Consider the following 17,420-nt stretch of genomic DNA (forward strand, 5'->3'; position numbering starts at 1 on the left):
GGACGGGGGAAGAGGAGCCGGGCGGGACGGGGGAAGAGGAGCCGGGCGGGACGGGGGAAGAGGAGCCGGGCGGGACGGGGGAAGAGGAGCCGGGCGGGACGGGAGAAGAGGGACCGGTGGCCGCCGGGCGGATGACGGATGCCCGGTAGCCGTCCGCGGGGGTGGCGCCCGCCAGGACGTCGATCCAGGGACCTCCCTGCGGGTGCCCGCAGCGGCGCTCGCACCCGGACCAGTGGACGGGGAGGCCGGCACCGGCACCCGGGCCGGTGCCGGTGGTGATGGCGGACACGGCATCGGCGCGGACATCGGTACGGGACTTGGCGCAGCCGGGCAGGCCGGTGCAGGCGCCGATCCGGTACCAGGGCGAGCCGGGGTCGGTGATGAGTCCGGCGGCGGCCAGTTCCCGCAGGCGGGGGGCGGCAATTGCGGCCGGCAGGCCGGGGACGATGACGCCGCGCCAGGGGGTGAGGCGGAGTTCGCCGGATCCGTGCTCGGTGGCGACGGCGGTCAGCAGGCGCCACTGGTCGACGGTGAGGCGGCCGAGCGGAGCCAGGACGGAGAGGGCGCGGCGGCCGTCGGGGCCCGTGACGATGCCGGGGGCGGTCGTTTCACGTGAAACATCCGCCGGGAGCCCGTACGGCTCCATCCCGCGCACCGCGATCCCGGCCGCCCGCAGCCACTTCGCCACGTCATCCGCCGTCAGCGCATGCCCCACGGGCAGTTCCCGCACCCGCCAGGCACCCGTACCGCCGGCCTCCGCCGCCGCCAGAAACGCCTCCGCCGCCGCCAGCGCGGCCCGCGGTGCATCCGCCCCGGCGACCCGTACCGCGGCCGGATCGTCCCCGGCCCGCAGCAGCGCGCCGACCGGACCGTCCCCGGACCGGCCCGGCTCTGCGACCAAGGTCACATCGCCGCCCAGCCCGGCGACATCCCCCTGCCCGCCGTCCAGGACGAACAGAAAACGGCCGGAAAGGGTGGCCGCCGACGCGCTCGCGCACAGCAGCGCATCCAGCCGCCGGGCCCACAACCGCACGTCAGGCGGGGTGTGATGGTCGAGGCCGGCCAGCGGGGAGGCGAGGATGTTGCGGATGCGTTCGTGGCGTTCGGAGGGGAGCAGGCCCGCGTCATGGAGCAGGGCCGCCAGCCGTCCGCCGCAGCCGTCCGCCAGGCCGCGCAGTTCGACGTTTCCCCGGGATGTCAGCGAGAGATGGCCGTCGCCGAGCCGCTCCGCGGCGTCGCCCAGCGCCGTCGCCTGATGCGCCGTCAAGTCTCCGGCGGGAATCCGCACTCGGGCCAGCCTGCCGTCCGCGGCGGGGTGCAGCCGCAGCGCTCCCGGGCAGGCGTCACCGCGGTCCCGTACGGGCACTTCGGCCCCTGAGGGGCGCGGCGAGGGGGAGGGCGGCATGGCGGCGAGCATACCCACGACGGGGCGCCCCGGATCCGGGGCGCCGGGACCTCCCGGCAGCGCGCCCGGAGGCACTCTCCCGCGCCCGCGGCGCAGCCCTTACTATGCAGGTCGGCGGGTCGGCTGACCCGCCGGACGCCAGCGACGGCGCCGGGCCCCAGGGCCCGAGGGAGGAAGCCCGGTGAGAATCCGGCGCGGTCCCGCCACTGTGAACCCGGCCACCACCGGGCGAGCCAGGAACTCCCGCCGTCCATACGACCACCCGGGGCGCGGACACCCCGAGGAAGGCCTGCGCTCGCATGCTGCATTCGTCCGGGGAGAACTCCCCGCAGCCCCGCATCCTGCTGCTGTCGACCTCCGACACCGACCTGCTCAGCGCCCGCGCGGCCACCGGGCCCGTGCCGTACCGGCTCGCCAACCCCGCCCGCCTCGACGTGGCCGAACTGCCCGCGCTCCTGGAGGGCACCGACCTCGTCGTCGTACGCCTCCTGGGCGGCATCCGCGCCTGGCAGGAGGGCCTGGACCTGCTGCTCGCCGAGGACCAGCACCGGCCGGTGGTCGTCCTCACCGGTGAACAGGCGCCCGACGCCCAGCTCATGGAGCAGTCCACCGTCCCGGTGGGCATCGCGGCCGAGGCGCACGCCTATCTGGCGCACGGCGGCCCGGACAACCTCGACCAGCTCGCCCGCTTCCTGTCCGACACCGTGCTGCTCACCGGCCACGGCTTCGAGCCGCCCGCCGCCGCCCCCACCTGGGGCCCGCTGGAGCGCGCGGCCCGTACGGACGTGACCGGCCCGACCGTCGCCGTGCTCTACTACCGCGCCCACCACATGAGCGGCAACACCGCCTTCGTGGCCGCCCTGTGCGAGCAGATCGAGGAGGCGGGCGGCCGCCCCCTCCCGCTCTTCGTCGCCTCCCTCCGCGCCCCCGAGCCGGAGCTGCTGGACGCGCTGCGCGCCGCCGACGCCATCGTCACCACCGTCCTCGCCGCGGGCGGCACCAAGCCGGCCGAGGCCTCGGCCGGCGGCGACGACGAGTCCTGGGACGCGGGCGCGCTCGCCGCCCTGGACGTGCCGATCCTGCAGGCGCTGTGCCTGACCGGCTCGCGCGCCGCCTGGGAGGAGAACGACGAGGGGCTGTCCCCGCTGGACGCCGCCTCGCAGATCGCGGTCCCCGAGTTCGACGGGCGGCTGATCACCGTGCCGTTCTCCTTCAAGGAGGTCGACGAGGACGGCCTCCCGGTGTACGTCGCCGACTCCGAGCGCGCCGCCCGGGTCGCGGGGATCGCCGTACGCCACGCCCGGCTGCGCCATATCCCGGCCGCCGAGAAGCGCCTGGCGCTCGTCCTCTCCGCCTACCCCACCAAGCACTCCCGTATCGGCAACGCGGTCGGTCTGGACACCCCGGCCAGTGCCGTTGCGCTGCTGCGCCGCCTCCGGGCGGAGGGCTACGACTTCGGTACCGAGCCCGTCCCGGGGCTGGAATCCGGTGACGGCGACGAGCTGATCTACGCCCTCATCGAGGCCGGCGGGCACGACCAGGAGTGGCTCACCGAGGAGCAGCTGGCCCGTAACCCGGTCCGTATCCCGGCCGCCGACTACCGGCGCTGGTACGCCACGCTGCCGCAGGAGCTGCGGGAGTCGGTGGAGGAGCACTGGGGCCCGCCGCCGGGCGAGATGTTCGTCGACCGGACCCACAACCCCGACGGCGACATCGTCCTCGCCGCGCTGCGCCGCGGCAATCTCCTCATCCTGATCCAGCCGCCGCGCGGCTTCGGCGAGAACCCGATCGCGATCTACCACGACCCCGATCTGCCGCCCTCGCACCACTACTTGGCGGCCTACCGCTGGATCGCGGCCTCGGCCGACGACGGCGGCTTCGGGGCGGACGCCATGGTCCACCTGGGCAAGCACGGCAACCTCGAATGGCTGCCGGGCAAGAACGCCGGGCTCTCCGCCGCCTGCGGGCCCGACGCCGCGCTCGGCGACCTCCCGCTCGTCTACCCGTTCCTGGTCAACGACCCGGGCGAGGGCACCCAGGCCAAGCGCCGCGTCCACGCCACCCTCGTGGACCACCTCGTCCCCCCGATGGCCCGCGCGGAGTCGTACGGCGACATCGCCCGCCTCGAGCAGCTTCTGGACGAATACGCGGCCATCTCCTCCATGGACCCGGCCAAACTGCCCGCCATCCGCGCGCAGATCTGGACGCTGATCCAGGCCGCCAAGCTCGACCACGACCTGGGCCTGGAAGACCGCCCCGACGACGACGGCTTCGACGACTTCCTGCTCCACGTCGACGGCTGGCTGTGCGAGGTCAAGGACGCCCAGATCCGCGACGGTCTGCATGTCCTCGGCGCCGCGCCGGCCGGTGAGGCCCGCGTCAACCTCGTGCTCGCCATCCTCCGCGCCCGCCAGATCTGGGGCGGCACCTCGGCCCTGCCCGGTCTGCGCGAGGCGCTCGGTCTGGACGAGTCCGCGGCGACCCGTACGACGGCCGACGAGGCGGAGGAGACGGCGCGCGCCCTCGTGCAGGCGATGGAGGACGCCGACTGGGACCCGGCGGCGGTCGCTTCCGTGGCCGCCGGTCACGGCGACCAGGTCCAGGCCATCCTCGACTTCGCCGCCCGGCAGGTCGTCCCCCGCCTCTCCGCCACCACCGACGAACTCGACCACGCCGTCCACGCCCTGAACGGCGGCTTCGTCCCCGCCGGACCCTCCGGCTCGCCGCTGCGCGGCCTGGTCAACGTCCTGCCGACCGGCCGTAACTTCTACTCCGTCGACCCCAAGGCCGTCCCCTCCCGCCTCGCCTGGGAGACCGGCCAGGCGCTGGCCGACTCCCTCCTGGAGCGCTACCGCACGGACAACGGTGACTGGCCGCAGTCGGTGGGCCTCTCCCTGTGGGGCACCAGCGCCATGCGCACCAGCGGCGACGACGTCGCCGAGGCCCTGGCCCTCCTCGGGATCCGCCCCGTCTGGGACGACGCCTCCCGCCGCGTCACGGGCCTGGAGCCCATCCCGCTCGCCGAGCTGGGGCGCCCCCGTATCGACGTCACCCTCCGCATCTCCGGCTTCTTCCGGGACGCCTTCCCGCACGTCATCGGCCTGCTGGACGATGCGGTGCGGCTGGCCGCGGGACTGGACGAGCCCGCCGCCGACAATTTCGTCCGGGCCCACGCGCAGGCCGACCTGGCCGCCCACGGCGACGAACGGCGCGCCACGACCCGTATCTTCGGCTCCCGCCCCGGTACGTACGGCGCCGGCCTCCTCCAGCTGATCGACAGCCGGGACTGGCGCACCGACGCCGACCTGGCGGAGGTCTACACCGTCTGGGGCGGCTACGCCTACGGCCGCGGTCTGGAGGGCCGCCCGGCCCGGGACGAGATGGAGACCGCCTACAAGCGCATCGCGGTCGCCGCCAAGAACACCGACACCCGCGAACACGACATCGCCGACTCGGACGACTACTTCCAGTACCACGGCGGCATGGTCGCCACGGTGAAGGCGCTGCGGGGCGGCAAGGCGCCCGAGGCGTACATCGGCGACTCGACCCGACCGGAGACCGTCCGTACGAGGTCGCTGGTCGAGGAGACCTCCCGGGTCTTCCGCGCCCGGGTGGTCAACCCCCGCTGGATCGAGGCGATGCGCCGCCACGGCTACAAGGGCGCCTTCGAGCTGGCCGCGACCGTCGACTATCTCTTCGGATACGACGCCACCACGGGCGTGGTCGCCGACTGGATGTACGACAAGCTGGCCCAGACCTATGTCCTCGACCCGGAGAACCGTGCCTTCCTCCAGGAGGCCAACCCCTGGGCCCTGCACGGCATCGCCGAACGCCTCCTGGAGGCCGAATCCCGCGGTATGTGGGAGAAGCCGGACGCGGAGACGCTGGCGGCGCTGCGCGAGGCGTTCCTGGAGACGGAAGGGGAGCTGGAGGGGGAGGACTGACGCCCCGGCCGGTCCGGACCTCTAGGGCCGCTCCGATGGGCCAGGGCCGGCAAGGCCGTTGGGGGCGGCCTCCGGGCCGGGGTCCGGATCGGTGAGGTAGCCGGCCGGCTCGTCGGACAGCAGGCCCTCGACCCACACCTGCATGCCGTACTGCACCGGATTGTGCGGATAGAGGGCCGGCAGCTCGGCGGCCGTACCCCGGAAGTCCCCTTCCGGATCGACGAGATGAAGCGTCTCGCCGCGCTGGAGCGGCACCCCCTCCAGCGCGGCCGGAACCGCCGCCTCGAACCCCGCCCGGTCGATGACCACCGCATTCCCCGCCCCCTCCGCCGGATCCGCGTCCCGGAGGAACGGACGCAGATCCACATGGCCGGTACGGCGGCCATGCTCGATCAGCCACAAATCCGCGCTCTCACCCCCGAAGTGGCTGTCTGTCTGGCCCTGGCGCGCATCGTCGTCCGGACCGTCGACGTACATGTCCTGCAACAGGGCGCGGATGTGCTCGCGCTCGGAGTAGACGAAGAACAGGCTCCAGTCCATCTGCCCGTAGTACGTCTTCTCGAGGACATAGGCGCTCCGTCCCCGCGGCTCAGGCATCGGCTCATCGCTCATGCCTTTCACTGTGCCAGCGACCACTGACATCGCCCCCGGCACGGGCCTGGCCCTCGCCGAGGCCGGGGCCGGTCAGCGCGTCCGCACCTGTCCGGCGGTGATGGATCCGTTGCTGGTGGTCAGGTCGAGGTGGAAGCGGCCCGAGGGTTCGTGGGGAACGGTGATGTTCTTGTCGCCGTTGCTGGTGCGGGTCGTGACGCGGTACGGGGCCTTGGGCACCTTCACCGTGATGGCGCCGTTGGACGTCTCCGCACGGATGCTCTGCGGCGTGGTGGGGGTGAGGTCGATCTCCCCATTGGAGGTCCGGGCCGTGATGCCCTTGCCCGACAGGCCGTGGCCGGTGATCCGGCCGTTGCTGGTCCGTACCGCGGCCGTGCCCGCGACGCCGTCGAGCTCGATGTCCCCGGAGCCGGTGGTCACGTCCACCTTTCCCACCTTCGTCAGCCTCACCGCCCCGTTGGTGGTCTCCCCGCTCACCGGGAGCCCCGCGGGCAGTTCGACGGTGTAGGTGACCGCGCAGTCCTTGCCGCAGCCGCCGAGCACCAGGACGCCGCCCTCGACCCGGTGCGTGGCGCCCTCGGGCCGGTCGCCGCGGTACGTGACCGAGCGGTGGACCGCCACCTTGCCGCCGCCCTTGCCGCCGCGCAGGGTGACCCCGCCCGAGCCCGTGTCCAGCCGTACCGCGGTGATCTTCTCGGGCACCGCGGCGTCGTCCGTGAAGGTCTTTCCGGGGAACAGGCCGCAGGCACTGATGCCGTACGCGCCGAGGGCGGTCAGCGCGACGGCCCCGGTGAACCGGACGCGGCGGCCACGGGTGACGCGGACACGGGCGGCGTGGTCACGGTGGAGGCGGTCGTGGTTGAAGCGGTCATGGTGCTGCATGAATCCCCCTGGCGCGGTTCGGTGTTGAACAGGTGAGGGCCGACCGCGCCATCCCGTCGCCCCACCGGGGAGGCTAGGCGGCTTCCGCGGCCCCGGGCCATGGGGTAATCCCCCGGGCCGGGGGTGCGGTGGGCCCCATGTGCGGTCGACGCGCTGCGGTGCGACGATTTTTGTGGGGGAGTGTTGAGACGGAGACAGGAGCGGTGCTCGGGGGCGTACGAGGAGGCTTCCGGTGACCGAGAAGAAGATGTGGGACGCGGAGATCAGCATCGTCGAATCCGGCGACGAAGCCAGGGCCGAGGCCAGGCTGCGCGGCAAGGAGGGCGGGCAGATGGTCGGCCAGGGGACGGCGCGGCGTAACCCGGCGGATGAGAACGTCCCCGCCATCGGGGACGAACTGGCGGCGGCGCGGGCGCTGTCGGACCTCAGCCATCAGCTGCTGCAGCGGGCCGCGCATGACATCGAGGTGCACACCTCCAAGCCGGTGGAGCGGCTGCGGTCCTGAGGGAGAGAGTGCGGGCATCTTGCGCCTGTATGGCATGACGTGCCATGCGGGCGTAGGTTGGCGCGTATGCCTTCCTCCCCGCACGGCGCCGTGATGGCGGCGCTCACGCTGCTCCTTGTCGCCGCCGCGGTCGTGGCATACCGGCCGGCCGCGCGGCGGACGGGCTGGTCCCCGAGGGCCACGCTGGGGGTGCTGCTGGCGGTGGCGGTGTGTCTGGGGATCACGCTGCCCGATCAGCTGGCCGGCGGGGCGGCCGGGCGGGCCGGGGCGTGTGTGGCCGGGGAGTCGGTGCGCACGCTGACGGGCGGTTTCGCGCACCACATGGTCAACGTGGTGCTGTGGGTTCCGATGGGGCTGCTGGGCACGCTGGCGTCGCGGCGGCCGGTGGCCGTGACGCTCGCGGGATCGGGCGCGTGGGCGCTGGTCGAGCTGTTGCAGACGCTCGATCCCGTACGGTCCTGCCAGCCGGTCGACTGGGCGAACAACACTCTCGGCGTGGCGCTGGGCGCCCTCGCGGGGTGGCAGGCCGGCCGGGGACGCCGCGACGCCCGCCCGGCCGGCCAGGTCCCTGCGCCCTGACGCACAGGGCGGGGGTTCACAGGTCGAGGTCGTCGCCCACGCTGATCGTCGGGACGGCCAGCAGCGCGTCGAAGGCGTCCAGGACGGGTGTGGGCAGGTAGCAGCCCTGGTGCAGCATGCGGTCCGGGAGGGCGGGCTGCCCGGGTGCCGGGCGCGGGGCCGTCCGCAGTCCGGCCAGGCTCAGTCCCGGGCCGGCCTCGGCGAAGGCGGCTTCGATGCTGCCCGGCTCGGGTGACGGCAGCGGCTTCTCCTCGACGGTGAAGCCGAAGCGGGCGCTCTCGTCCAGGTGCATGTCCGCCGAATGCCCGTCGAGCCCGGTCAGGCCGAGGGCGAAGTAGTCCTCGCCGAAGGCGCGTTGCAGGTGGTGGCCCATGGGGAGGCCGATGACCCGGCCGCCGACGGAGAACGGCGTCTTCTGGATATGGGCGTTGTGGGCGACCAGGACGATACGGCCCTGGGGTGCGGTGTGCTCCAGGTGCCAGCTCACCGAATCGGCCATATAGATTTCGCGGCCCGAGGTGTCGGCCGGTGTCAGCTCCCCTCCGGCGGTGAGCTTGGCCAGGTGGCGCACGCTGTAGTCGCCGTGGCAGGCCGCTTCCAGCCGTCGTAGGGCGAGGTCATAAGCGGGCCGGCCGCTGCGGTCGGCGTAGAGCGGTGCGACGGCGCGGAAGCGGATCAGCAGGCAGCTGAGGGCCGCGGTCAGGGCGTCCTGTTCGGCGGTGGCCAGCCGGGCCCAGGCGGGTCCCGACACCGCTCCGGACTCGCCGGCGCAGCGTTCGGCCTGCTTGACCGCCTTCTCGATCAACGGCAGCGCCTCGGGGTCGACCTCGCGGAGATAGTCGGCGACGGGCGCGAGCGCGGGCAGCAGAGAGCCGCCCGCCGCGGGGATGTCGACGCCCGCGAACCGGACGGGGGGCTGCTGCGCGGTCCTGTTGTGGTGGCGCAGCCGGCTCAGTACGGCGCCCATGCCGAAGGGGACGGCGGCCGGTGCGTGCTGCGCGAGTTCTGTGTCGCCGCCGTGGCCCTGGACCCAGGCATCGAGGGCGAAGCCCTCACTGAAGCCGTACTCGAAGGCCACCGCGGTGAAGCCGCAGCGTGTGACGAGGAAGCGGACCAGGCGCTCGCGGGCGAGCGCGAATTCGCGGATGAAGTGGGCGTTCTCGCCGACCGCTACGACGCGTGCGTCGCCGATGAGGTCACGCAGCGGCTCCAGGTCGTCGAGCGGCGCATCGGGGTCGAGGCTGGTGAGGGGTGTGGTGTGGGCGCGGAGCCAGTGGGCGAAACCGGCATGGCCGAGAGGCTGGGCAGACATGCTGAGGCTCAATTCTCGTGTCTCGGTAAACGTGACGGGTGATCACCGAATCCGGGAACGCGGGTGCCGCGCGCAGGGCAGATCCCTGCGCGGCATCGCACGGTCACGCGTCTCCCGGAGGAGCGCCTCAGACGAAGTTGCTGAAAATGGCCATGCCGGGACCGTACCTCTCCCCTCCGGGCCCTCCGCAACGGAATTACGGCCCGCAACGGCCCGCAACGGCACGGAGGGGAGCGGCGCCCGGCTACATTCCGATCTTCTTCGCGAAGTCCGGGCCCAACGTCAGCGTCACCTCGCCCGGTGTCGCCCCGGCCGACTCACCGGCCTTGGTGCCGCGCAGATGGCCGGAGAGGACTTCGGCCTGGGTCTTCAGGGCGGCGGGGTAGGTGATCGTGGTCTTGTCCGTGGCGGGGGCGTTGCCGGTGGCGGTGACCGTGAAGCCGAGTTTGCGGAGCTGTTCGGCGGCGGTGGCGGCCTGGCCGGAGGTGCCGGTGCCGTTGAGGACGCGGACCCGTACGGAGTGGGCGGTCACCGGGCTCTTGGCGGCCTCGGCGAGCTTCTTCTTTCCGGCGGCGCCGAGCTCGCGGTCATGGGCGATATCGCTGAACAGCTGGGTGGCCTGCGGGTACTGCCAGACCACATTCGCGTGGTCGGTGGGGATGTCGGCCTCGCGGTAGTAGTTGGGCACGGTCACGAACGTGAGGCGGTCGCTGGGGATGTCCTTGACGGTCGAGGCGAGGCTGGTGAGCTCGTCGAGGTTGTCCAGGCCCTTGTCGGCTTTGAGGGACTTGGTGGCCGCGTCGAGGAAGTCGTAGAGAGCGCCGGGGCTGGTCAGCTTCTCCTGGGCCTTCTTGCCCAGTGCCTTCATGAACTCCTGCTGGCGGCCGATGCGGCCGAGGTCGGTGCCGTCGCCGACGCTGTAGCGGGTACGGACGTACCCGAGCGCCTTCTCGTCCCGTACGGTCTGGCAGCCCGCCTCCAGATCGAGATGGGCCTTCTTGTCGTGGATGGCGTGCTTGGGGCAGACCTCGATGCCGTCCAGGGCGTTGACCATGCCCTTGAAGCCCTGGAAGTCGATCGAGGCGAAGTTGTCGATCCGCAGCCCGGTGTTCTGCTCGATGGTCTTGATGCTGCAGGCGGCGGCCTTGCTGACGTTGCCGGTGTCACCGCCGATGGAGAACGCCTCGTTGATCTTGAAGCTGTGGGGTGTGGACTTCGTACCGTTGCCGCGGGTGCAGGCGGGGATCGGCACCCAGGAGTCGCGGGGGAAGGACAGCGCCGTCGCCCACTTGCGGTTGGCGGCGATGTGCAGCACCAGCAGCGTGTCCGACTGCATGGTGGTCAGGTCCTTGCCGTACTTGGCGTTGGCGCCCGCGCGGCTGTCGGAGCCGACCAGCAGGATGTTCTTCGAGCCGGGGCTGAGGTTGGCGGGGCGGTCGCCGTCGATCTCGATGTCCGCGCCCTGGATATTGCCGTCCAGCTTGATGTACGCCCAGACGCCGACACCGGCCGTGCCTAGCAGCACCACGCCGAGCACGCCGCCGGTCCAGGCGAGGATCCGGCCGCGGCGCGTGAGGCGGGACTTACCGGTGCGGCGGGAGCGGCCGGACGGAGCGGATCCCCCGCCCTTCCCGGCTCTGCGGGATCCGCCGGAGGCACGGCGGGAGCGCGCGGGTGCATCCCCCGACGTTTCACGTGAAACCGAACCCGAGGTGCCGGAGCCGCCGGACGTGCCGGATCCGCCGCCGGTCCCTCGGACCGACGTCAGCTGTTGGGTCTGCCTGTCATCCACGCCGGTGGCCCTTCTGGTCCTTCAGATGCCGGTGCTGGGGAGCAGCCGCACGGACTCCGGGTCGTAGCGCAGCCACCGCGGAGGGGTGCCGCCGGGTACGGTGCGCAGCCGGCACCACACCTCGCCCGCGGCGTCCGTCCACCAGCCGCTGATCCGGCCCAGCTCCCAGCTGCCGTCGGGATGTTGGACCTCCACGGGCTGATAGACCCATCGCACCTCCCCGTCCGGAGGCGGGCTGTCCCAGGTCAGGAGTCCGCACCTCGTCGCCATCTCCCCCTCCGGCCGCGCCTGTTGCGCATGTGTGGGTCGCAACCCTACCGGCAAGTTCTACGCCTCTGTAGAAGCCGCCGGAGAGCTCTGCGGCCGGTGTGCGGCGGATCACAGCACGGTACGGGCGGTCCGGGAGTACGGGGAGTACTTGCGCCAAGTGTGCACTCACAGCGGTGTTGCCGCCTTCAGAACGACGAAGAGGGCTACCGCGGCGTTCAGCGCGGAGAGCGCGGAGGCGGCGGTGCCCGCGGCGGCGACGAGGGCGGCCAGGCCCGCCGGGGTCAGTGCGGGCGGCCAGCTGCGGGCCGGCGGTACGGGCGCGAGCAGCGCGGCCACCCGGCGCGGCACCGGCCCCGGTTCGGGCGCCGCGAAGTGCGCCAGCCCCGGCTGGGGGGCGGTGCGGCCGATCAGCGCCGCCTTGCCCACCGCGCGGGCCGTCAGCCGCCGGTTGCCGACCACCCGCGCGGCCTCCTCGTCCGCCCAGCGCTCAGTGTTGAAGGTGACCGCCGAATACACGGGAAGCAGGAGGGGGTTGACGCATCCGGCCAGCCGCACGGCAAGGAGGTAGCGGTGGTGACGGCAGTTCAGATGTGCGCGCTCGTGGGCGAACAGGGCGCGCTGCTCGTCGTCGTCCAGGCTGCGCAGCATGCCCCGGGAGACCGCGATCCGGCCCGGTCTGCCGGGGCGCCCGAAGCGGCCGGGAGTGCCGGGCACGGCGTAGGCGTAGGGCTCGTCGTCGGGCAGCACCGCGGTGTCCGAGCCGCCCGGCAGCGGATCCAGCGCGCGGTGCGTACGGGCGAGGATCCGGCGGTGGCGGCGCAGTGCGGTCGCGCAGGCGGTGAGGGCGGCGGCCAGGGCGGGGATCGCGGCGGCGCCGGCGACCTCGGCCCAGGGCACCGCGGCCCGTACCTCCGGGTCGGACCAGCCGTCGGGCAGCGGGTTGCCGGGCAGCTGGGCCGTCCCGACGACCATCAGGAGCCCCAGGCACAGCGTGCTGCACAGGCCGAGTACGGCCGCGAGCAGGGTCAGCAGGCGGGTGGTGCCGCGCGGGTGGAGATGCTGCTCCGCGAGCCGGGCGATCGGCAGCACGGTCAGCGGCAGCACGAGCGGCAGAAAGACGAAGACGCCCACCGGTCAGCCTCCGCGCGCTTCCGGGTCCGTGCCGGGGGCCGGTTCGTCGGCCGTGGCGCGGTCGAGGAGGGTGCGCAGCAGCTGCTCGTCATGGGCGGAGAGCGCGGAGACGAAGCTGGTGAGGACGGCGTCCCGGTCGCGTTCGCCGTCCAGGACGCGGCGCATCCGCAGCGCGGCGAGCCCCGCCTCGTCGGCGGCGGGGGTCCACACGTAGGCGCGGCCGGAGCGTTCGCGGGTGACGGCGCCCTTGGCGTGCAGCCGGGACAGGATCGTCATCACGGTGGTGTACGCGAGGTCGCCGCCGAGCCCTTCCTGCACCCAGGCGGCGGTGGCGGGGCCGGGCGAACGGTGCAGCGCGGCGAGCACCTGGGCCTCCAGCTGCCCCTGTCCGCGCCGCCGGGAGCGCTCCTTGCCGAAGGGCGTGCCGCCCATGCCGCCGCCTCCCTCTGCGCCAGGTGTCCCGCCGGCCGGGACGTCGGGGCAGTTTACTGAGTTGGCGGATCCGGGGGCCGGAGGCGGCGGCCCCCTCCCGTCCCGCCGCGCGGGGCCGCGCCCAGGGCCTTTCCCTTTCCGGCAGGGCCGGAAAGGGAAAGGCCCTAGAGGTCGAACTCCCCCGGCGCGATGTCCAGGGCGAAGCACACCTCGCGCACCACGGCCTGCTCCGTCTTGTCGAAATCCCCGTCCGCGCCGCCGATGACGATGCCGATCTGGATCACGGCCCGCGCCTCGACGGGCTTCTTCTTCACCTTGCCGATCTCCTGCATCACGCCGACCTTGCCGAAGTCGAAGTCGGCGGTGAGCTTGTCCAGGTAGCCGTCGAAGCGGCGCTGGAGATCGTCCGCGGCGAAGTTCTGCAGCACCTCGTTGGTGGCGATCAGCTGCGCCACCCGGCGGCGCTCCGCCGGGTCGATCGTGCCGTCGGCGGCCGCCACCAGGGCGCACATCGCCATGCTCGCGTCCCGGAAGGCGCCGCTCTTGAGGTCGTTCTTCCTGGCGACGAGCTGGTGCTGCATCGTCTGGGCGGATTCCTTGATGCGGTCCCACAGGGCCATGTCTCTCGCTCCTTCGGTCGGGCGGATGCGGTCACGATTGGTCATGCGGAAGTAAAATCTACAATGCTGTAGAAGTTACGGTGAGAGGCCCCTCGCCACATACGGTCACCCATCGTCTGCTATGGGGGGATTTAGGGGTTTGGTGCAGGTACGGTGGAATCACCGAGGAGGGCACCGGACGCCGAGGTGAGCACCATGCAGATTCTGTTGACGGTGGTCGTGCTGCTGGCGCTGATCGCGCTGGGCGTGCTGTTCCTCACCCGGCTCAACGCCCAGCAGGCGGGACGCATGGCCGGCCACGTCCACGCGGACCTGCACCCGCCGTTCCTGCACCGCACGCCCAGGCGCCCGGAGGACGGCCCGCTCGCCGCGCCGCCGGAACCCCCGCCGTCCACGCGCGGAGAACCGCCCTGGAGGAGCGACAACCGGTGACCGCCACGACCAACCCCCCTGCCTCCTCACCGCCCGAGTACGACGGGAAGTCGCCCTTCCCCACCGCCGGCACCGGCGGCCCGCCGAGCGCCGGCCGCCGGATGTACGTCACGATCACCGCCGTCATCGTCATCGCACCCTTCGCCGGCCTCGCGCTCGCCATCCCCCTCCTGTGGGGCAGTGTCGTGCGCCCCCTCGACCTCGTCCTCCTGGCCGTCTTCTACGTGGTCAGCGGCCTGGGCGTCACCGTCGGCTTCCACCGCGGCCTCACCCACGGCAGCTACACCGCGGCCCCGGCGCTGCGCATCGCGCTCGCCGTCGCCGGATCCCTCAGCTTCCAGGGCGATGTCATCGACTGGGTCGCCACCCACCGCCGCCACCACGCCTTCACCGACCGCCCCGGAGACCCGCACTCCCCGTACCGCTACGGCACCGGCCTGCGCGGACAGCTGCGCGGCCTGGTCCACTCCCACATCGGCTGGCTGTTCGGCAACGACCCCACCTCGCACGAGCACTACGCCCCCGACCTCCTCGCCGACCGCGGCATCCGCGCCGTCGACCGGGCGTTCCCCGTGCTGTGCCTGGTCACCCTCGCCCTGCCCTGCGCACTGGGCTGGGCGCTGGGCGGCTCCTGGGTCACGGGCCTCACCGCCCTCCTGTGGGCGGGCTTCATCCGCATCGCCCTCCTCCACCACGTCACCTGGAGCGTGAATTCCCTCTGCCATGTCATCGGTGAGCGGCCGTTCCGCACCCGCCGTCACGACCGGGCGACGAACCTCTGGCCGCTGGCCCTGCTCTCCTTCGGCGAGAGCTGGCACAACCTGCACCATGCCGACCCGACCTGCGCCCGCCACGGCGTCGACCGCGGCCAGATCGATGTCTCCGCCGCCCTCATCCGGCTCTTCGAACGCGCCGGCTGGGTGTGGAACGTGCGCTGGCCGGATCCCGCCCGCCTCGCGGCCCGCCGTAACGGCGCGGGCTGAAGACCGGGTACGACCACGACCACACCCTCTGTGCACCGGCAGGAGCACACCATGACCACCGCCCCCCTCGGGCCCCTGCACGAACACCATGAACCCCCGCCCGTAGCCCGGCTGACCATTGCCCCGCCCGGCCCCGTCCTGCGCCGGATCGACGGCGCCTGGTGGCCGCACTCCACCGACCTGCTCGCCGAACTCCCCGAGCTGCTGCGGGCCCTGCCCTTCGACTGGCCCCGCATCGACCACGCCACGGTGAACGGCTCGATCTGGTCCGCGCTGCCCACCCGGATCCTCGTCGAGGGGCATGTCGTCTGCCTGCGCCGGACCAGGACGGTCCGGCCGGGCCCGGACACCATCTGCCTGGTGGCGGCCGGCCACGGCCGCTGGGACCTGCAGATCATCCCCCCGGACACACCGGAGGCGGAGGCCGTGGAAGCCATGGCCATGATGGCCGGGGAGGGGGCGGAGGGGCCGCCCGGCTGACGGGGGCGCCTCAGCCGAGAATGCCCCGCTCGTACCCCACGGCCACCGCCGCCGCCCGGTCCTTGGCCCCCAACTTGCCGTAGATATGCGTCAGATGGGTTTTGACCGTGGCCTCGCTGATGAACAGGACGGCGGCGATCCCGCGGTTCGAGGTGCCCTTGGCGACGAGTTCCAGAACCTCCCGCTCGCGGGCGCTGAGCGGTTCGTTGCGCGGTGACCGCACCCGCGAGACCAGCCGCCCGGCGACCGCGGGCGAGAGCACCGTACGGCCCTCGGCGGCCGCCCGTACGGCGGTGAAGAGCTCGTCGCGCGGGGTGTCCTTGAGCAGATAGCCGGTGGCGCCGGCCTCGATGGCCGGGAGGGTGTCGGCGTCGGTGTCGTACGTCGTGAGCACCAGCACCCTGCCGCGGATGCCCCGGCGGACCAGTTCGGCGATGGCCGCGACGCCGCCGCCACCGGGCATCCGCAGATCCATCAGCACCACGTCGGGGTCCAGCCGGACGGCGAGTTCGACCGCCTCGACGCCGTCGGCGGCCTCGCCGAGCACCTCGAAGCCGGGGGAGGCGGCGAACATGCCGCGCAGTCCGTCCCGTACGACCGGGTGGTCGTCGACGAGGAGAACGGTGACCGGTCCGGTGCGCTCGGGCACGGGGCTTTCGGGCACGGGGTGTTCGGTGCGCTCAGTCATGGCGGACCAACGGTACGCGGGCGGAGACGGCCGTGCCCCGGCCCGGCTCCGACTCGATGTCGACGGTCCCGGCGATGCGTTCGGCGCGGGCCCGCATGCCGCCCAGGCCGAAGCCGCCGGTGTGGCGGCGGGGCGGTACCGCGGCCGGGTCGAAGCCGCGGCCGTCGTCGCGGATGTCCAAGGTGACCTCGCTGTCCATGTACGAGAGGGTGACGCCGACCCGCGAGGCCCCGGCGTGCCGGCGGGCGTTGGCCAGACCCTCCTGGGCGATGCGCAGCAAGGTGGCCTCGACCTCGTGGTGCAGCGGTTCGGCGGTTCCGGTGACGGTGCACTCGGCACGGACGCCCGCCGTCGCCGACCATTCCTCGACCGTGGTGCGCAGGGCGGCCGGCAGCGCGTCGTGTTCCAGGGCTCCCGGGCCCAGGTTGTGCACGGAGCGCCGGGCCTCGCCGAGGCTGTGCCGGGCCAGTTCCGCGGCGCGCCGGGCGTGGGCGCGGCCGACGGCCGGGTCGGTGCTCTCGCCGGCCGCCTCCAGCTGGGTGATGATGCCGGTCAGCCCCTGTGCGAGGGTGTCGTGGATCTCGGCGGCCAGCCGGCGGCGCTCGTCGGCGATGCCCGCCTCCCGCGCCTGGAGGAGGAGCTGGGCGTGCAGACCGGCGTTCTCCTCCAGAGCCTGCGCCAGCCGGGCGTTGGTGCGCTCCAGTTCGGCGATGGTGGCGGCCTTGGCGGCGGCCGACCTGGCCTCCTTTTCGGCGAGATGGCTGAAGAGCAGCACCAGGGAGGCATTCACGGTGAGCAGCACCCCGAACGCCACCCAGCCCACCGTGCCGTCCGGCGGCAGCCCGCCGGACTGGGCGCTCGCCATCACGACCGCCGTGCCGAGCAGCGCGGTCCGGACGTGGCGGTGCGGCAGCAGCTGTACGGCATCGAAATAGCCGATCACCGCGTAGATGGAGAACAGGCCGTTGAGGAGGCAGAGCGCGGCGGCGATCGCGAAGCGCAGGACGTAGTAGACGCGTCCGGCCGGCGCGCCGGCGGGCAGTTTCCGGAAGGCCGTGCTCCACCAGATCTGGAGCCCCAGCGCCGCCACGACCAGCGCCCCGGCCGCGTACAGCTCGCCGCGCGTCATCAGCGAACCCGCACCCGCACCCGCCGCCACCGCCGCCGTCAGCGAGGCGAAACCCAGGAGGACATAGCCGCCCCAGCGCCGGAATCTGCCCTCCCAGGCGAGGCGGGGCACGGCGTCCCAGGCCGCGGGCCGCAGAGCCGCGAGCGCCAGGGGTGCCGTCTCCCCTTCCGTACGGGCTTCCGCCCCACCGTCAGCGATCACCATGCGGTCAGTCTCTCCCCCCG

The 17,420-nt window shown here is 73.0% G+C and carries 17 protein-coding genes and 1 riboswitch; of the genes, 6 read left to right on the forward strand and 11 right to left on the reverse strand.

Annotated elements, in window-relative coordinates; translation table 11 throughout:
* The coding region (cobG, locus tag ADL29_RS31855) for a precorrin-3B synthase (protein ID WP_245689714.1) at nt 1–1,405 on the reverse strand (1,405 nt) is incomplete at its 3' end.
* 170 nt (nt 1,406–1,575) lie between these two features.
* A riboswitch (cobalamin riboswitch) is annotated at nt 1,576–1,648 on the forward strand.
* 56 nt (nt 1,649–1,704) lie between these two features.
* Here cobG and cobN point away from each other — a divergent pair.
* The gene (gene cobN / locus ADL29_RS31860; protein WP_053927021.1) at nt 1,705–5,349 is read left to right on the forward strand and encodes a cobaltochelatase subunit CobN; all 3,645 of its coding nucleotides are present in this window, start codon (nt 1,705–1,707) and stop codon (nt 5,347–5,349) included.
* A gap of 21 nt (nt 5,350–5,370) precedes the next feature.
* Here cobN and ADL29_RS31865 read toward each other — a convergent pair whose 3' ends face one another.
* Together ADL29_RS31865 and ADL29_RS31870 are read right to left on the reverse strand one after the other, a co-directional pair.
* On the reverse strand, nt 5,371–5,961 hold the full coding sequence (locus ADL29_RS31865; RefSeq protein ID WP_157878623.1) for a hypothetical protein: 591 nt from the start codon (nt 5,959–5,961) through the stop codon (nt 5,371–5,373).
* A gap of 72 nt (nt 5,962–6,033) precedes the next feature.
* Nucleotides 6,034–6,843, reverse strand: coding sequence for a DUF4097 family beta strand repeat-containing protein (locus ADL29_RS31870; RefSeq protein WP_078971441.1), 810 nt, complete (start codon nt 6,841–6,843; stop codon nt 6,034–6,036).
* Nucleotides 6,844–7,075: 232 nt separating this feature from the next.
* On the opposite strand from ADL29_RS31870, the gene ADL29_RS31875 reads away from it, so the two are divergent.
* Both ADL29_RS31875 and ADL29_RS31880 read left to right on the forward strand, forming a co-directional pair.
* The gene (locus tag ADL29_RS31875; RefSeq protein WP_244319138.1) at nt 7,076–7,348 is read left to right on the forward strand and encodes a DUF1876 domain-containing protein; all 273 of its coding nucleotides are present in this window, start codon (nt 7,076–7,078) and stop codon (nt 7,346–7,348) included.
* 66 nt (nt 7,349–7,414) lie between these two features.
* The gene (locus ADL29_RS31880; RefSeq protein WP_053927023.1) at nt 7,415–7,927 is read left to right on the forward strand and encodes a VanZ family protein; all 513 of its coding nucleotides are present in this window, start codon (nt 7,415–7,417) and stop codon (nt 7,925–7,927) included.
* A gap of 16 nt (nt 7,928–7,943) precedes the next feature.
* Here ADL29_RS31880 and ADL29_RS31885 read toward each other — a convergent pair whose 3' ends face one another.
* The 6 genes from ADL29_RS31885 to ADL29_RS31910 form a co-directional block, all read right to left on the reverse strand.
* On the reverse strand, nt 7,944–9,239 hold the full coding sequence (locus ADL29_RS31885; protein WP_053927024.1) for an erythromycin esterase family protein: 1,296 nt from the start codon (nt 9,237–9,239) through the stop codon (nt 7,944–7,946).
* A 244-nt stretch (nt 9,240–9,483) separates the two neighbouring features.
* Nucleotides 9,484–11,031 carry an LCP family protein gene (locus ADL29_RS31890; protein ID WP_211274428.1) on the reverse strand — a complete coding sequence of 516 codons (1,548 nt, stop codon included), beginning with the start codon at nt 11,029–11,031 and terminating at the stop codon, nt 9,484–9,486.
* Between the two features lie 21 nt (nt 11,032–11,052).
* Nucleotides 11,053–11,301, reverse strand: coding sequence for a hypothetical protein (locus ADL29_RS31895; protein WP_244319139.1), 249 nt, complete (start codon nt 11,299–11,301; stop codon nt 11,053–11,055).
* A 165-nt stretch (nt 11,302–11,466) separates the two neighbouring features.
* Nucleotides 11,467–12,432, reverse strand: coding sequence for a M56 family metallopeptidase (locus ADL29_RS31900; protein ID WP_053927025.1), 966 nt, complete (start codon nt 12,430–12,432; stop codon nt 11,467–11,469).
* Between the two features lie 3 nt (nt 12,433–12,435).
* Nucleotides 12,436–12,864, reverse strand: a complete 429-nt coding sequence (locus tag ADL29_RS31905; RefSeq protein ID WP_053927026.1) for a BlaI/MecI/CopY family transcriptional regulator — start codon at nt 12,862–12,864, stop codon at nt 12,436–12,438.
* A gap of 164 nt (nt 12,865–13,028) precedes the next feature.
* Complete coding sequence (locus ADL29_RS31910) at nt 13,029–13,484, reverse strand: tellurite resistance TerB family protein (RefSeq protein WP_046927181.1); 456 nt, start codon at nt 13,482–13,484, stop codon at nt 13,029–13,031.
* 195 nt (nt 13,485–13,679) lie between these two features.
* On the opposite strand from ADL29_RS31910, the gene ADL29_RS31915 reads away from it, so the two are divergent.
* From ADL29_RS31915 to ADL29_RS31925, 3 genes are read left to right on the forward strand one after another with little or no spacing between them, the layout of a single operon-like run.
* Nucleotides 13,680–13,916, forward strand: a complete 237-nt coding sequence (locus ADL29_RS31915; protein WP_078971444.1) for a hypothetical protein — start codon at nt 13,680–13,682, stop codon at nt 13,914–13,916.
* Nucleotides 13,913–14,899, forward strand: coding sequence for an acyl-CoA desaturase (locus ADL29_RS31920; protein ID WP_053927028.1), 987 nt, complete (start codon nt 13,913–13,915; stop codon nt 14,897–14,899). The genes ADL29_RS31915 and ADL29_RS31920 overlap by 4 nt, the downstream gene beginning before the upstream one ends.
* Before the next feature lie 51 nt (nt 14,900–14,950).
* Nucleotides 14,951–15,379 (forward strand): DUF5994 family protein, encoded by a 429-nt coding sequence (locus ADL29_RS31925; RefSeq protein WP_053927029.1) that lies wholly within the window; start codon nt 14,951–14,953, stop codon nt 15,377–15,379.
* A gap of 10 nt (nt 15,380–15,389) precedes the next feature.
* On the opposite strand, the gene ADL29_RS31930 is transcribed toward ADL29_RS31925, so the two are convergent.
* Both ADL29_RS31930 and ADL29_RS31935 read right to left on the reverse strand, forming a co-directional pair.
* Nucleotides 15,390–16,067, reverse strand: coding sequence for a response regulator (locus ADL29_RS31930; RefSeq protein WP_053927030.1), 678 nt, complete (start codon nt 16,065–16,067; stop codon nt 15,390–15,392).
* The gene (locus ADL29_RS31935; RefSeq protein WP_107095139.1) at nt 16,060–17,400 is read right to left on the reverse strand and encodes a sensor histidine kinase; all 1,341 of its coding nucleotides are present in this window, start codon (nt 17,398–17,400) and stop codon (nt 16,060–16,062) included. The genes ADL29_RS31930 and ADL29_RS31935 overlap by 8 nt, the downstream gene beginning before the upstream one ends.
* Nucleotides 17,401–17,420: the final 20 nt, after the last annotated feature.

Source organism: Streptomyces chattanoogensis, from assembly GCF_001294335.1.
GTDB classification, from domain to species: Bacteria; Actinomycetota; Actinomycetes; order Streptomycetales; family Streptomycetaceae; genus Streptomyces; species Streptomyces chattanoogensis.